The following is a 15073-nucleotide window of genomic DNA, read 5'->3' on the forward strand; positions in this document are numbered from 1 at the left end:
GATTACAGACCTCCGTTAGTATCCTTCTTGGTGTTACCTAGCGCCGTGGTTGATGCACGATCAGGATCAAGCGCTGGAGAACCATAAGAAGGGGTATCGCCCAAGTCGGATGTAGGCACTGGACGGACAACTGAAGTGGTAGCAGTAGTGTCGCCTTTTGATACGTGGGAGGTACTGCCTTGATAGGTACTTTCTTTTTCAGCAATGACAGGCGTACTGGTCTGCGAAGCTGGGTCTATGGTGCGAGTACCATCTGCGCCTTCAAAGGCGCCCATACCGGCGTGGTTAACGGAAGAAGTTGTTCCCATGGCCGCGCTGGACCCCATGACGTGGCATGAAGCTTCTTTATCGCTCTCGTTCAAAGTCGAGGGCGTGCCGGTAGTTTCACCGGTTGCACCCGCTCGAGCAGTATAGGAAGAGCCGGAGGACAGCTCCGAATCCATCCCTGCGCCTGACGTAGACATGCCCGAATCAGTGCTAGTGGATTTACGGCTGCTCGCCTTGGCAAAACGGGACAGGCCAAAGCCGATAGCAATGCTGCTGGTAAGGAAAAGCGCTGGGTTTTCGCGAGCCAGTCGGCCTGCTTCCTGAATTAACTCATCAGCACTCTTGCCTCGTAGCGTGTCAGCCAGGCCAGCCATACTTTGAGCAATGTCGGAGACATAACCTGAGAGACCAGCACGATCCTGGTCGCTTAACTCAGATGCTGCCGCCTTAAAACTATTGGCAACGGTTTCGATCTCATTGGCGGCTTTGTCGCTGTAGCGATCAATCTGACCTTTACCTTGCACCATCGCATTGTCCGCCACGTTCCTGGCCTTGTCTTTCAAGGCTTCGGCCTGCTCTTGGGCAGACGGCATGCTCCGTTGCTGGCTTTCTCGAGTATTACTCTCGTAGGGTGATGTCATAGCTTGGTCCCACCATTTTTACGTTTTTCCGCACAAGAGCGGTCGGTAAGCGCAGCGGTGACTTAAAACACACAAAACTGCGCGTTAATAAGGTGACTTCAGCGGCATGGAGGAGTTCGTTTCGATTTTGTCAAGTAGCCATATTCACGATAACCGGCATCGGAATCGGCCATTTCCAGAGGACTTCCACCGAGGCGGTACGAAAAAAACGATTACCTGAAGTTTTTGCATCAATCCCCGGGGACGCAATTGCACACAGCTCTGGTCAGCCTCCGGCAAAGTGCGGAAAATGAGACATTCTCAACCTGTACAAGGACGTTTAATGCTTACCTCTCGTCTACAAATTGCCGCTATCTGCCTGCTTAACCGTGCCGGCGAATTGCTTGTTGTACGCAAACGGCATACGCAGCGTTTCATGCTGCCTGGCGGCAAAATTGAAATGGGAGAAAGCAGTCTTGAGGCGCTGATACGAGAGCTCAAGGAAGAGTTAAGCCTTTCGCTAGACCCCAAGGCCTGCGAGCAGCTCGGCCTCTTTCTAGCACCTGCTGCAAACGAGCCAGATACCGTCATTGAAGCAGAGCTTTTCATGGCTGAACTGGATAACCCCACACTGACCGTCGCGGCAGAGCTTGAGACTCTAGCCTGGCTGCCGCTAAAGCCGCCATACGAAATTGCTCTGGCGCCTTTGCTCTCTGAGCACGTTTTGCCTCTTTTGAATCAAAGAGCAGAACATCTTTCTAAGTATTCATAAACGTAGCCAGAGTCTACGCCGTGTCGTTCCTGCAAAGGAGAATCCCATGAGCGCAACGCCTATCCATATCGATATCTGGAGCGATTACGTCTGTCCGTTCTGTTATCTGGAGCTGCCGCTGCTTGATCAATTAAAGGCGCATTATGGCGAAAGGCTCATTGTTACCTGGCATGCCTTTGAATTAAGGCCAGACCCGGTTCCAACGCTTATCCCGGATAGTCACTACCTGCGCAGCACGTGGGCACGCGCGGTGTACCCCATGGCAGAGGAGCGTGGATTAACGCTTCGACTTCCGCCCGTCCAGCCCCGAAGTCGCAGAGCCCTGGAGGCCGTTGAGCACGCTCGGCAAGTCGGGCAATTTGAAGCGATGCATCGTGGGCTTTTCAAGGCTTTTTTTGAAGAGGGTCGTGACATTGGTCGTGATGACATCCTGCTGGATATTGCAAATCTGCAAGGGATAGACACGGTCGAACTTGAGGCGGCGCTTGAGGAAAATCGCTACACCCAGCCAGTACTCGATGATGAAAGACTGGCACAAGCGCTTGGAATCACAGCAGTACCAACGCTGTTGCTCCGTGCACAGGACGAGCCCTACGAAGATGCCATCCAGCTCAGCGGCGCAGTTGATTATGAGCGCCTGACATCTGCTATCGAGACGCTCATGGCTCAACGCTGAGCGCTCTAGCGCTGGGCTGCTGGTGAGGTTTCCGGAAAGAGCACGTCCGTGAATCCAAACCGTGAAAAATCGGTAATGCGGGAAGGATAGAGTCGACCGATCAAGTGATCGTACTCGTGCTGCACAACGCGCGCATGAAAGCCCTCAGCGACCCGATCAATCGTTTCGCCTTGAGGGTCTACCGCCTCGTAACGGATGCGAGCATAACGATCAACAACCCCGCGCAGCCCCGGAATGGAAAGACAGCCTTCCCACCCCTCCTCCACATCCTGCGACAGCGGTGTGATGACTGGATTGATTACAGCGGTTCGAGGCACTGCCGGCGCTTCAGGGTAACGCTCACTGCTATCGAAGCCGATCACGAATACCTGCAGATCCACACCGATTTGCGGAGCGGCCAACCCAACACCACCGGCATGTTCCATAGTCTCGAACATATCCGCGACCAGAGCCTCCAACTCCTGACTACCGATCATGGATGCCGGCACAGGCTTGGCAATACGCAGTAAACGCTCATCACCCATTCTCACCAGTTCACGAATCATCTCTGCCTCCGTTAGCCCCTAGGAAAGGCGAATATCAGTCATCCGCCTCAGGTAGTTCGATCCTGTCGTCATATATAACGATCAGTCCTTGCTTGTATAAACCGCCAATAGCCTTTTTGAACGTGCCCTTGCTGACACCAAATAGCTTGCTGATCAATTCAGGGGAGCTCTTGTCGCTTACCTCCAGAACGCCATTCCGCACCTTGGCTAGTCCAAGTATCTGCTGGCCCAGCGCATCGACCGCCTGACGCCCCAACGGCTGCAATGAAAGACTGATCTTGCCATCAGGCCGTACTTCCTTGATAAAGCCTTTTTCCTGCATGCCACTGCGCAGAAATTTGAAGACTTCATTGTGGTGAATAAGCCCCCAATGCTTCCCCTCAATGATGGCCTTAAAGCCCATAGGAGTCTGTTCAGCGACTAACAGATCGACTGCCTGGCCACTCTTGTAGGGTGCCGGCGTAGTATCCAGGTAGCGATCCAGCCGGGCTGTTGCAGTAATTCGGTGTGTACGCTGATCAATATAGACATACACCACGCAGTAATCCCCTACCTGCAGAGGACGCTTCTCCTCTGAGTGAGGTAGCAGCAGATCCTTGGGTAAGCCCCAATCCAGAAAAATCCCGATATGGTTGATTTCTACCACCTTCAGGCTGGCAAACTGACCCACCTGGACTTTGGGTTTCTGAGTCGTGGCAATGAGCCGGTCTTCGCTGTCGAGATAAACGAATACGTTGATCCAATCACCCGCCTCGGTAGGCTCATCCTTCGGGATATAACGGTTCGGAAGCAGGATTTCACCGTCCTGCTCTGCGTCCAGATATAAGCCGAAATCTGTCCGCTTGATAATCTGCAGACTGTTAAAACGCCCAATCAAAGCCATGCTAATACCTCATTAATAAGCCGCTATCATACCTGACATATTCTGCTCAACCGATAAACCATGAAATGCCTAGGCAAAAGGGCTAGACAAAATCTTCGAAAGCGTTACAGTTCCTACACTGTGTTGCACGTGTACCGTTTATCGGCGAGGCTATGGCCACGCTTAGCAGTGGTGACTCTTTGCACTCAGTCGCAGCCTGGGCAGTTCCAGTGCTGTCTAAAATCTTTGTTCAGGGAGCAATCCATGTCTACTCGCCAGACCGGTACCGTCAAGTGGTTCAACGATGAAAAAGGCTTCGGCTTCATCACTCCGCAGAGCGGTCCGGACGTCTTCGTACACTACCGTGCCATTCAGAGCGCTGGCTTCAAGAGCCTAAAGGAAGGTCAAGCTGTTTCCTTCCTGGTAGTGCAAGGCCAGAAAGGCCTGCAGGCTGATGAGGTTCAGGTGGTTTAATCACCCTGACTTATCGAAAAAGCCCCGCTGTAAAGCTGGGCTTTTTTTATGCCTGATGAAAAAGGATGGCCTATGCTCCGTGGATTAGCACTTGTTCTGCTTCTGACCCTATCAGGGTGCGCTGTGTTTCCCAGTGATCAGGTTGCCAGTACCCCTGTTCCCATCACCGCACTGCACTCGGTGCGCCCTGGACTGCATGTGGAATTCAACTTCTACCGTGGCAAGCCGGGTGATGCAGACGCACGATCGATACCCGTCGCCCGTGAGGGCCTTAAGCCGACGCTAATCGAGGCACTGGATGCCTCAGGCCTGTTCAGCCATTACAGCCTGGCACCTGACCGTGCAGAACCAGGCGACTATATACTCAAACTAAAACTATACAATCACAGTCCCATGGTGGCCTCTGTGGCCAGTGGCATGGTTACCGGCGCAACGCTATTTATCGTGCCTGGGGTAGCGAAGGATAACTTCACATTAACAGGCGAATTGCTCGATCCTGCACTGCGGCCCGTTGCGCAGCATCGTAACGTGGATTCCATCAAGACCTGGATGGGTATCTGGTTCCTACCGTTCATGGGGCACACAACTGGCGAGGCTATCAACGATACCTTTACCCGCCAGATCAATGAACTGTTGAGAATACTGGTAGCCGAGCAGCCAGCGCTCCAAGTACCCGGATGACCGTTGGCCGAAAACATTGAACGGGGCTGTATAAGTTTAGTCACACCTTATGAGCCATTCATAACCACGCAATGCGAGGTGAGCCATGACTGAACAAACACGAAATGCCGAAAACGAAAAAAGAGACGAATCGGAAAAGCCACGCCGTACCGAGCATGCACAGGTGGATTCGGAGCGTAACCCTCCCTCCCCTAATAGCCCTGACCGTATGAAAGACGGCACGGGATACAACTAAGAAAGGGCGCGTAAGCGCCCTTCTTTATTCGGGATTATCCCTTACTCAAGTCCTACCTTCAGCACTTCACCTTCTGACGAATCCGTCAACACATACAGGTAGCCGTCTGGCCCCTGGCGGACGTCCCGAATACGTGCTCCTTTCTGCTCTAACAGACGCTCCTCATGCACAACCTTATCGCCCTCTAGTTGCAGGCGAATCAAGTTTTCCTGTGCAAGCGCACCAATGAACACACTCTTTTTCCACGCGGGGAAACGGTCTGCCGAATAAAAGGCCATACCACTAATACCCGGTGATTTTTCCCAAACATATAAGGGCTGCTCAGTACCCTGTACGTCCTTGCCCTTTGCTTCAGGAATCGGTGCATAGGAATAATTGATGCCGTGGGTTGCGATAGGCCAGCCATAGTTCTTACCCGCTAACGGAATGTTGACCTCGTCTCCCCCGCGGGGTCCATGCTCATTAGTCCAGACCTGCCCCGTCCAGGGATTTAACGCTGCGCCTTGCTGGTTGCGATGCCCATAGGACCAGATCTCCGGTCGAGCGCCAGACGTGCCTATGAAGGGATTATCGTTTGGAATGGTGCCGTCGGCATTGATACGAACAAGCTTGCCTTGAAGCTTATCGAGTTCTTGTGCGGTCATGCGCTGGTTATTCTCGCCAAGCGCAATAAAGAGATGCCCCTCTCGATCAAATACTAGCCGCGAGCCAAAGTGTGCGCCGGTAGAAAGCTTAGGCTCTTGCCGGAAAATCACGGTAAAACCTTCTACACGAGTCATATCTGTAGAGAGTTTGCCTCGCCCAACAGCAGTACCAGCCTTGTCGCCGTCCCCACCGCCCTCTGAGTAACTTAGATAAACGAAGCGATCCTCAGTAAAGGAAGGCGATAACGCTACATCCATCAAGCCACCCTGACTTCGGTTATAAACGTCAGGCAAGCCTGCAAGAGGATCGGACAATGAACCGTCTAACTTAAGCACACGTAGGCGGCCTGGCCGTTCAGTGACCAGCATGCTCTGCGCATCAGGCAAGAACGTCAGAGCCCAGGGATGGTCAAGCCCCTTGCTGACTACCTCAACGCTAATAGTGCCTTTCTCGCTTGGATACGTAGTGACCTCTGCCTGCGCAACAACTGTACCGCCTAACAATAGCGCCCCTGCGGCTAACGCCCACTTAAACATAGTGTTCCCCCCTTTAATCGGAGAGTTGACTGTAGCGCTTTAGCCCCATTAAAAAGGCCTACTCACATAGACAGTTACAATAAGCAGCTCTAACGCGCACACTTGGCGCGAAGTAGGCTTTATCACCCCGAAGCTTAGTGGCTGGTATTACAGGCGATAGGGATAGGAGGATGGAGAGGGATATAACCAAGTGGAACACACTGACAATGAAAACTCATTCCAACTCCTGCATTGGACGTTGCCGTTACCGAGCCGGCTGTACGCCACGACAAAGACAATCGTTCAATGCAAAGAATCTGGAATGGATTAGCGACGACGTGCGCGGCGACGCTGCTCTTCTGCCAAGCGTTCCCGCTCGCGACTGCGCACAGGAATAGGCTGAAGACGTGGCTGATCAGCCAGGCCTAGCGCCTCGATCAATTTGGACGCCAGTTCTTGAATACGTTCTTTCATCACCGATCTCCTGAGATCTACTACCCGTATTACAAAGACTACAAGCTTGCCGGAAAATTGCCTGAGCAAGTTTTTCAAATTATCTATCGGCAAGCTCACAATAATATTGAGCTAATTTTGCCGTATTCAATTCCAGAACTATTGTTTCAGGCGTAACACTATATTTCGCTTAACCCAAGCGGCCTGTGCACTGCATTGCAAACAGACAAGAATGCAACCAGAGATCCTTTTGAAAGGACTAACGCATATTGCTCTGGAAGAGGCAGCACTTCATGCGCATTCCGCTCTCCCCCTGGCTTGTTCTGTTCGCAATTGCTTTGAGCATCGGAGCCTGCACCCGTGTCGGCTTTGCCTATAAGCATCTCAATACGCTTATACCGTGGTCGATAAGCGATTACCTCGACATGAACTCCGAACAGCGCCGATGGTTCGATGATCGATTGGCTGAGCATTTACGTTGGCATTGCAGTCACGAACTGCCCCGCTATCTGGATTGGATGGATGGCATCAAAACTATGGTTCGTGACCAGCAGGTTTCACCGCTCACCATCAAGACCCGCATGGATGAACTCAAGGAGGCCGTCGATACGTTAGCCGTTGAGATTACCCCGACCAGTACCGACCTTCTAAGAAAACTGTCCGACCAACAAGTAGCAGAGCTAAAGGAAGAGCTGGATCGTGACATCAAGGATCGCCGTAAAAAGTACCTTGACCCCTCTCGCGGCGAGCAGATTCGAGAGCGAGCGGCTCGAATGGAGGAGCGGGTAAACTTTTGGACCGGCCCACTTAACCAGGCTCAGAAAGACAGGATCATGCAATGGTCGGTACAGCTAGGCGACCAAAACCAGGCTTGGGTCGGAAACCGAATCCAGTGGCAGCGCGAATTACTCGATGCCTTGCAACATCGTGCTGAACCAGACTTCCCACAACGGGTTAAACAGCTGCTGCAGGACCGGGAAAGCCTGTGGGCGCCTGCTTATCGGGAAAGCTTTTCCAAGACTCAGGATGCAGCCGTTTCGCTTATCAATGATCTGTATACAACCACAAGCGAAACTCAACGAAATCAGATTATCAGTCGATTAGCGGATATCCAGAAAGACCTTGCACCTCAACGATGTGATAAAGCGAAAAATTAGGATGATCAGTGGAACTGTTAAGTAACTTCCTGAGGTCTTTATTATAAGTTTGTAATATTGATCAAAATTTAACCGACGAATGACCTTTTCCAATTCGGTCAGATCGATATCATTCCCCTGAGCCTGCTTTATGCGCCTGAGGGCCTGGCTCCTCCTGTCATAACAAGAACGTAGTGTGCTCCGCATAACCGGACTTTTTACATTTAACTACCTGATCAACCACGGACGAACGTTGACGTCAGGCATTGCTTTGGCCTCTGGCTGTTTGCCTGCTAATGCAGGCTGCTGAGCAATCGCCGCTCCTGTTTAACCTAGGGGAGTGAAACCCATGCCAAACCTTTCATGGCTTGCTTTTTTTGTGGCAGCCTTTACCACTGGCGCTGCCACAGCCCAGACGCTTTTACAGCGTGACCTGGGTGGCTTTGATATGACACTGGGTACTACCCAGACGCGTACCATGGCCCAAGGACTGGTTAAGCCTTCCAACGGCGCAGTAAACGGTGGCCTAGACTTTACCCATGATACTGGCCTGTATTTTGGCCAGTGGACCGCTAACAGCGGTTCATCCGCTGACAACCTGTCCATTGAGATGGACACTTATGCTGGCTACAAACACCGCTTTGCCAGTAGTGGATATGGCTATGAATTCGGGCTGATCAACTACGACCATGTTACACAGGACGTAGACCCCAGCCGGGAGATTTATTCAGGAGTCAGTATATTTGGCAGTCGCTTTGGAGCAGCTTTTGCCAATAACCCTGATCGTAGCAACACTTCTCTTTATGCAGACCTTGGCACCACTCCGGTTCTTGGAATGGGGCTTTCGATGCGTTACGGAAATTACATGCTGAATTCGCCCGTTACGCTGGCAAGTGGCGATATGGTCCGCTCGTATAACGACTGGTCGGTAAACCTGACCCGTAAGTGGGCAGATACCCAATTCAATTTCTCGTATACAGGAACCAGCCTGCGTGGCCAGGATTGCTCATCCTACTCTGGACACAATGCCTATTGCGATAACGCCCTACTGCTCAGGGCATCGCATCCACTTTTTTAAGAATGGGTATCCAGCCGCCCGGCAGTCATGTGACCGCCGGGCGCAACACCTCTAAACACTCGTTTTGAAAACACTGCTCAATTGATGGAATTGCTCTGAGAGCCCCTTCAATCGCTGGCTTTCCACCTCAAGCCCTTCCGCTTCTGAAGCATTTTGCTCAGTGATGACTCGCACAGAACCAAGATGCTTACTGACCTCCGAAGTCACTTCGACCTGATGACAGGACGTGGCGACCACCAGAGCATTGATATCGTTAATGGCACGGATATCATCAGAGATCAACTGCAACGACTCGGCACTCCGGTGCACATCACCAGCACAGCGAATGGCCCGCTCTCGGCTTTCCTGCATAGCTTCTACTGCATTCTTGCTGCCCATCTGCAGTGAGCTGATGATGCTCTCGATCTCAGAGGTCGACGCTGCTGTTTTCTGCGCCAATGCCCTGACCTCATCTGCCACTACAGCAAACCCTCGGCCTTGTTCACCCGCACGCGCCGCTTCAATGGCTGCGTTAAGCGCCAGAAGATTGGTTTGTTCAGCAATCGTCTTGATGACGTCCAGTACTCGTCCGATCTGTTGCGAATGGGCTGCCAACGCACGCATCTCTTCATCGGTTCCTTCAAGATGCTCAGCCAGCAGGCTGAACTCTTTTCGCATGGCGCTCAGATCCGCACTGCCTTTATAAGCGCGTTCAGTGGCTTGACCGGCTACCTGAGCAGCCTGTTGCGCCTGTTCTGCAGCCTCGCTGATCGTAGCGCCCATCTGATCGATAGCAGACGACACCCTGGCAATCTGCTCATGCTGAATCCGCGAGCCCTCTCGCATATGCGAGGTAGCCTTAGCCATACTTTCGCCTGAGATGGCTAATCCATGACTGTTGGAAACGACACTTCCTACCGTGTGGTCAAGCGAATCAAGAAAGCCATTAAACCGGTCTGTCAGCTCATTTTTCAAGGAAATGCGATAGCCAAGATCAACAGCCTGACCCTGGCGCGTCAGGTGGTTAACCGCTAATAGCAGGGACTCACTCACTATCGCCTGTTTATGGGTGTGAAGAGACAGGTAGATAAGAATGGCGCTTTCCAGCACTACGTAAAACGCGTGCAGGAAGATAACGCCCCAGCTTTCACCGTGGTGAACAACCTGTATATCCCACCCTGCCAACTGAACTGCGTAAAACCCCACGTGGTGGACAGCAATAACGCCAGCCCCGACAAGAATGGGCAGCCAGTCACGGTAATACACTAGAAACGCCAGTAGAACAAAGACGCCAAAGTGCATTTCCTCCATGCCTTGCAACAAATGGATCTGTAATGCTGCAAAGCCCATAAAGGCTACAGCAACAGTGCATCGCATGAGCCGTGAACCTGGCGCTGCAACATAAAGAGCAGTAGGAATAACTGACAGGGCTCCGCCCACCAGAAGCGCTTCTATCCAGCTTCCGCCCCAAAACGTCAGGCAGAGTGAATAAGCAAACATCACCCAAACCACCGCCAACATAAGCTTGTCGGCTTTGCGGTAATAGGCACTTAATGAGTAAACGGACTCGGACACAGGCATGCCTCCCCGAGAAAGCGTGGCTTAATTGGTTGATACAGTATTGCTATGAGAGGTATCGCCTGTTACGCCGCTTTATTAAGGGAAAGTCTGGTTGGACTTATCTAATCACGACAAATGGCGAAACAGTGAGCAGGCTACTCATAAACCTTGCTCATGCGTGTATCCAGAGAGGATTCGCCCCGAATCAGGATCAGGCGAGCCTTCTGTTCCTCCTCCGGCTCCAGAGGTAACAAGCACTTGAACTTGCCGGCTACCCAGGCAGCAATGGGTAGTCCCTCCTTGAATAGCACCCGATTGCCTATCACAGCAGGGACCTTGGCTCCAGGCAGTAGTGTGCCTACAAGGTTGAGAGGGTCGACCGCGGCAAGACGAATATAGCGTTCAGCCGCCGGGCGGGCTCGCACTGCGCGTAACAAGGTAACCGCTTCCGGCAAGGCAAACTGCTCCCCGGAAAGCCCTGCTATGAAACGGCCTCCTCGTATTTCTCCTCGCGCTTCGAGGCGATGATAGATGCGCAGCAAATCACGCCAGGATGGCAGGGCATCTGCCTCACGCTCAAGCAGGCGCCAGCTGATCACGCCATAACGTCGTAGCAGCACCCAAGCAATGTGCTCTACGACCTTATCATCCCATTGGGGTTGTCTGGATACCCGAGGTGATACCTCCTCTACAGGCCGACGAATCAATGCCCAGCGCCCTGCATCATCCATTCCGCCATATAAAGGCACCCTGCTACGTCGGCTGCTTGTGTGGCTGCCTCGCTTGGCAGCGGGTAACAACAGCGCCCTTAATCCAGCAAAGCTGTCTGCGTTAACCATTCCAACATTAACCAGCTCGCCCAGCGCGTGCTCCAGTTCGGTACGCAGCAAACGGGCCTTACTCATCAGCTCATCAAAAAACAATGCGCCATGATGGGATAATGCCTCTACAACCTTTTGGGCTCTTGGCGAGAGTTCTGGCTCGGCTAAAGAAACCGAAAGCGCACTCCAGGTAGCCAATTCATGTCTAGGCAATAGGACAATGGGGGAAGCGCGTACGAAGCCGCCTGATGCCTTGTTCAGGGTATCCAGACGCGCCCATACGATACGCCCGCTGCGGCATAGATCATCCAGCCAGTGAAAACCATAATCCGGCAGACGAGCAGGCAGCACCTCGCTCTCCCAACCTGCCGCAGCCACGTGATACCCCTCAAGCTGAGTCAGTATTGCTGACAACGCCTCAATTCCTCTAGCCTGAGTATCGGGTGTGAGATGTTGCCACTCGAACAGAAATCGCATGAAGTCCGCAGGACTGACCGGCTCGATTTCACGGCGCAGTTGATTGACGGTATAGCGATGGATACGTGCCAACAGATGACGCTCACACCACTCCTCACCAGCGCCTCCCGGCGTAAAACACCCCCGCAAGACATAACCTTGCCGTTCAAGCGCAAGGAGCGACAGCATGATATCTGACTCCGGCAGCCCCATCTGCTGGCTCAGCGCATCCACAGTCACAGGACCGAACCCCGTCAACCGGGCCCGAACAAGCTCCACCAGAGCGTCTTCTGCCGAGCCGGCGTCATTGAGTTCGTCAAGCCATACATTGTCGGGCTCACAGGTTATTGAGGGATAAACCTGCTTTAGTAACCCCACCCGCTCCGTAGGAACCCAGAAAATCCGCTGCGAGGTGCTGACACGGTATACCCTTCCCGCCTTGATCAGCTTGGTTAGAAGAGGCTTCCAACTTTTTTCGGCAGCCACCTCTGTTTCCGTCATGCATGAAAGCCCCATTAACGCCTCGTGCAGCTCATCGGCGTCCCGTGCCTGAGGCCAAGCCTCCTCTCGTACCGAATCGATCGCCTTGATATCCAATGCACCCAGATCATCGCCAGAGACAGAGTCAGCCCAGCGACGGTTCATGACGGCCAGCGTGCGGCGCTCCTCTACAGGAGCATCGTCCAAAAAGGCATAAGGCCGTGCGGTCAGTATCTCGGCAGCAAGAGGTGATGGCGCAGGTAGATCACGTACCTGCGTCTCGACGGTGCCTGCTTCTATATTCCTGAGCAGCGCAAGCCAGCCCATACCATCCATGGAGTCCTGCAGGCAATCGCGCAGGGTTTGCCTGACAAGGGGATGCTCGGGAACCTCGCGCTCGCCCGCAATGTTTTCCAGACATGCCGTCTGATCAGGAAAAACAGTTGCCAGTAGATCCTCGCTGCGCATCCGCTGCACCTGGGTGGCTACCTTTCGCCCTGCTGTAAAACGCGGCAATGCGAGAGCGGTGGTTGCATTCCAGCGCCAGCGGATACCAAAGATCGGTGCATCAAGCAGTGCCTGGATAAGGACGTGCTCTGCCGTATTGGAGTGCAGATAACACCAGACATCCTCTAGCGGAAAACTGTGGCGGGTAGACAGCGAAAGGATCAGGGCATCTTCGGTCGCGGCTGCTTGCAGCTCTACATTGAAACTACGGCAAAAGCGCTTGCGCAGCGCCATTCCCCAGGCTCGATTGATACGACTCCCATAGGGCGAATGTATGATGAGCTGCATACCGCCCGCCTCATCGAAAAACCGCTCCATTACAAGCATTTGGCGTGTCGGCAATGCACCCAGCACCTGTCGGACACGACCTAGATAACTCACTATCTGCTCAGCCGCCGCCAGTGGCAGTTCTTTTTCCGCCATCAGCCAGTCAATAGCTGATGCAGGGTCGGACAAACGTGCGTCCAGTTCCTGTCGCAAGCGTGAGACGCCTTGAGAAAGCTCATCTGTTCGCCCAGGCGCCTCACCGTGCCAGAATGGAATATTGGGCGGCTGGCCCCCTGCATCCTCCACACGAACACGGCCATTTTCGATCTTGCGAATGCGATAGGACGTGTTACCTAACTGAAAAATGTCGCCCGCCAGGCTCTCGATAGCGAAGTCTTCGTTAACGGTCCCCACACTGTGTCCTTGCGGCTCCAGGACCACCGAAAAGTCACCGCTTTCAGGAATGGTTCCGCCACTCATGACGGCTGTCATCTTGCCGCCACGGCGGCCTCGCAACAGCCCGTTCACAGCGTCCCGATGGACATAGGAGGTTCGAGCGCCACGTCGATTGGTATAGCCTTCACACAGCATGGCTATCACCGCATCGAAATCGGTGCGCGACAGTGCCGCATAGGGATCGGCCCGGCGGATCAGGGCAAATAACGCGTCCTCCTCCCATTCACGGCATGCCGTTTCGGCCACAATCTGCTGTGCCAAGACATCCAGTGGTTGCTGAGGGATACTCAACGCATCCAGCTCTCCACGCCGAATGCAATCTAGCAGTGCCGCACATTCGACGAGATCGTCCCGTGATGTTGGAAACAATCGCCCTTTCGGAACGCCACCAACATGGTGGTTTGAGCGGCCCACGCGCTGAAGAAACGCCGCAATGGATCGAGGCGAGCCGATCTGACAGACCAGTTCAACATCGCCAATATCGATACCCAGCTCCAACGATGCGGTGGCCACCAGTACCTTAAGCTCACCATGCTTAAGGCGCTGCTCAGCTTCAAGCCGCTGCTCTCTGGCCAGACTGCCATGATGAGCAGCCACCACTTGATTGCCAAGCCGGTCCGTTAAGTGCCGCGCCACACGCTCAGCCATACGACGGGTATTGACGAACACAAGCGTGGTCCGGTGGGCCTCAACCTGCTCGGTCAACCGAGCATAAATACTTTCCCATGCTTCATTGGACATTACGGGTTGCAAAGGGACAGGGGGCACCTCAATGGCAAGATCCCGTTTACGGTCATGTCCAATGTCGATAACCGTACATGACCTTTCCTGGCCTGCTTCATCACGCCCCACCAGAAAGCGCGCAACAGCGCCAATAGGCTTTTGTGTTGCCGACAACCCAATCCGTACCAGAGGCCGCTTGCATAACGCCTCAAGACGCGCAAGGGAGATGCTCAGGTGACTGCCCCGCTTCCCACCAGCAACAGCATGGATTTCGTCCACAACCACACTTCGGACCGTGCCCAGCATGGCCCTACCCGAGTCTGAACCCAGCAAGACATAAAGCGACTCAGGCGTAGTCACGAGAATGTGTGGAGGCCGCTTGCGCATAGCGTTGCGCTCGCGCGGTGGCGTATCGCCTGTTCTAACGGCCGTTCTAACAGTAATGGATGGCAGGCCACTACGTTCAAGTTCAGCGGTAATGCCCGCTAAAGGCCTTTCAAGATTGATCTGGATATCGTTTGATAACGCCTTGAGGGGCGATACATAGACCACCCAGGTTTCATCCGGCAATACCCCGCTCTGCTCAACACCGTGGCATATCAATTCATCAATCGCAGCCATAAAGGCCGTGAGGGTCTTGCCAGAGCCAGTCGGGGCCGCTACCAGCGTCGACTGACCGGCCTTGATGGCAGGCCATGCACACCGTTGCGCTTCTGTGAGATCAGTAAAGGTGTGCGAAAACCAGGATTGTACGGCAGGATGAAAACCTGACAGGACAGCATGGCTGGAATCAGCCAGTAGACAGGGCTGCTTAGACGAAGCCGGACGAGTGGGGTTATCCACCTCGCCCGGCTTACCAGGGAAC

At 53.5% G+C, this 15073-nt stretch carries 13 protein-coding genes and 1 pseudogene; 7 read left to right on the top strand and 7 right to left on the bottom strand.

From position 1 onward, the window contains the following. Positions 1 to 2: 2 nt before the first annotated feature. Positions 3 to 908, bottom strand: coding sequence for a hypothetical protein (locus IEX86_RS05685; protein WP_188865148.1), 906 nt, complete (start codon positions 906 to 908; stop codon positions 3 to 5). A 322-nt stretch (positions 909 to 1230) separates the two neighbouring features. On the opposite strand from IEX86_RS05685, the gene IEX86_RS05690 reads away from it, so the two are divergent. Next, the gene (locus tag IEX86_RS05690) at positions 1231 to 1659 is read left to right on the top strand and encodes an NUDIX hydrolase (RefSeq protein ID WP_188865149.1); all 429 of its coding nucleotides are present in this window, start codon (positions 1231 to 1233) and stop codon (positions 1657 to 1659) included. 46 nt (positions 1660 to 1705) lie between these two features. Next, positions 1706 to 2335 carry a DsbA family oxidoreductase gene (locus IEX86_RS05695; protein ID WP_188865150.1) on the top strand — a complete coding sequence of 210 codons (630 nt, stop codon included), beginning with the start codon at positions 1706 to 1708 and terminating at the stop codon, positions 2333 to 2335. A 5-nt stretch (positions 2336 to 2340) separates the two neighbouring features. On the opposite strand, the gene def is transcribed toward IEX86_RS05695, so the two are convergent. Continuing rightward, positions 2341 to 2880, bottom strand: coding sequence for a peptide deformylase (def, locus tag IEX86_RS05700; protein ID WP_188865151.1), 540 nt, complete (start codon positions 2878 to 2880; stop codon positions 2341 to 2343). A gap of 34 nt (positions 2881 to 2914) precedes the next feature. Further along, positions 2915 to 3763, bottom strand: a complete 849-nt coding sequence (locus IEX86_RS05705) for a CvfB family protein (RefSeq protein ID WP_188865152.1) — start codon at positions 3761 to 3763, stop codon at positions 2915 to 2917. A 243-nt stretch (positions 3764 to 4006) separates the two neighbouring features. Between IEX86_RS05705 and IEX86_RS05710 the strand changes: the two genes are divergently transcribed. From IEX86_RS05710 to IEX86_RS05720, 3 genes are all read left to right on the top strand, one after another. Then, entirely contained in the window at positions 4007 to 4216 is a 210-nt protein-coding gene (locus tag IEX86_RS05710; RefSeq protein ID WP_188865153.1) for a cold-shock protein, read from the top strand. Between the two features lie 72 nt (positions 4217 to 4288). Continuing rightward, positions 4289 to 4897, top strand: coding sequence for a hypothetical protein (locus IEX86_RS05715; protein ID WP_188865154.1), 609 nt, complete (start codon positions 4289 to 4291; stop codon positions 4895 to 4897). Positions 4898 to 4982: 85 nt separating this feature from the next. After that, the gene (locus IEX86_RS05720; RefSeq protein ID WP_188865155.1) at positions 4983 to 5132 is read left to right on the top strand and encodes a hypothetical protein; all 150 of its coding nucleotides are present in this window, start codon (positions 4983 to 4985) and stop codon (positions 5130 to 5132) included. 41 nt (positions 5133 to 5173) lie between these two features. On the opposite strand, the gene IEX86_RS05725 is transcribed toward IEX86_RS05720, so the two are convergent. Beyond that, positions 5174 to 6313: a PQQ-dependent sugar dehydrogenase gene (locus IEX86_RS05725; RefSeq protein WP_188865156.1), complete on the bottom strand. Its 1140-nt coding sequence runs from the start codon at positions 6311 to 6313 to the stop codon at positions 5174 to 5176. Between the two features lie 306 nt (positions 6314 to 6619). Next, complete coding sequence (locus IEX86_RS05730; RefSeq protein ID WP_010798068.1) at positions 6620 to 6766, bottom strand: PA1414 family protein; 147 nt, start codon at positions 6764 to 6766, stop codon at positions 6620 to 6622. 272 nt (positions 6767 to 7038) lie between these two features. Here IEX86_RS05730 and IEX86_RS05735 point away from each other — a divergent pair, with 272 nt between their 5' ends. Then, complete coding sequence (locus IEX86_RS05735; RefSeq protein ID WP_188865157.1) at positions 7039 to 7902, top strand: DUF6279 family lipoprotein; 864 nt, start codon at positions 7039 to 7041, stop codon at positions 7900 to 7902. A gap of 328 nt (positions 7903 to 8230) precedes the next feature. Then, positions 8231 to 8959: a TorF family putative porin gene (locus IEX86_RS05740; RefSeq protein WP_188865158.1), complete on the top strand. Its 729-nt coding sequence runs from the start codon at positions 8231 to 8233 to the stop codon at positions 8957 to 8959. Between the two features lie 51 nt (positions 8960 to 9010). Here the strand turns inward: IEX86_RS05740 and IEX86_RS25615 are convergent. Beyond that, positions 9011 to 9535 (bottom strand): annotated as a pseudogene (locus IEX86_RS25615) (methyl-accepting chemotaxis protein); the annotation flags it as partial. 1118 nt (positions 9536 to 10653) lie between these two features. Continuing rightward, complete coding sequence (locus IEX86_RS05750; RefSeq protein ID WP_188865340.1) at positions 10654 to 15006, bottom strand: DEAD/DEAH box helicase; 4353 nt, start codon at positions 15004 to 15006, stop codon at positions 10654 to 10656. Positions 15007 to 15073: the final 67 nt, after the last annotated feature.

The sequence above is a fragment of the Pseudomonas asuensis genome, assembly GCF_014646755.1.
Classification (GTDB): domain Bacteria; phylum Pseudomonadota; class Gammaproteobacteria; order Pseudomonadales; family Pseudomonadaceae; genus Chryseomonas; species Chryseomonas asuensis.

Coding starts and splice junctions, on each gene's coding strand:
- IEX86_RS05690 (WP_188865149.1), top strand. CDS start 1,231: ATGCTTACCTCTCGTCTACAAATTGCCGCTATCTGCCTGCTTAACCGT.
- IEX86_RS05735 (WP_188865157.1), top strand. CDS start 7,039: ATGCGCATTCCGCTCTCCCCCTGGCTTGTTCTGTTCGCAATTGCTTTG.
- IEX86_RS05710 (WP_188865153.1), top strand. CDS start 4,007: ATGTCTACTCGCCAGACCGGTACCGTCAAGTGGTTCAACGATGAAAAA.
- IEX86_RS05715 (WP_188865154.1), top strand. CDS start 4,289: ATGCTCCGTGGATTAGCACTTGTTCTGCTTCTGACCCTATCAGGGTGC.
- IEX86_RS05725 (WP_188865156.1), bottom strand. CDS start 6,313: ATGTTTAAGTGGGCGTTAGCCGCAGGGGCGCTATTGTTAGGCGGTACA.
- IEX86_RS05705 (WP_188865152.1), bottom strand. CDS start 3,763: ATGGCTTTGATTGGGCGTTTTAACAGTCTGCAGATTATCAAGCGGACA.
- IEX86_RS05720 (WP_188865155.1), top strand. CDS start 4,983: ATGACTGAACAAACACGAAATGCCGAAAACGAAAAAAGAGACGAATCG.
- IEX86_RS05730 (WP_010798068.1), bottom strand. CDS start 6,766: ATGAAAGAACGTATTCAAGAACTGGCGTCCAAATTGATCGAGGCGCTA.
- IEX86_RS05695 (WP_188865150.1), top strand. CDS start 1,706: ATGAGCGCAACGCCTATCCATATCGATATCTGGAGCGATTACGTCTGT.
- def (WP_188865151.1), bottom strand. CDS start 2,880: ATGATTCGTGAACTGGTGAGAATGGGTGATGAGCGTTTACTGCGTATT.
- IEX86_RS05685 (WP_188865148.1), bottom strand. CDS start 908: ATGACATCACCCTACGAGAGTAATACTCGAGAAAGCCAGCAACGGAGC.
- IEX86_RS05740 (WP_188865158.1), top strand. CDS start 8,231: ATGCCAAACCTTTCATGGCTTGCTTTTTTTGTGGCAGCCTTTACCACT.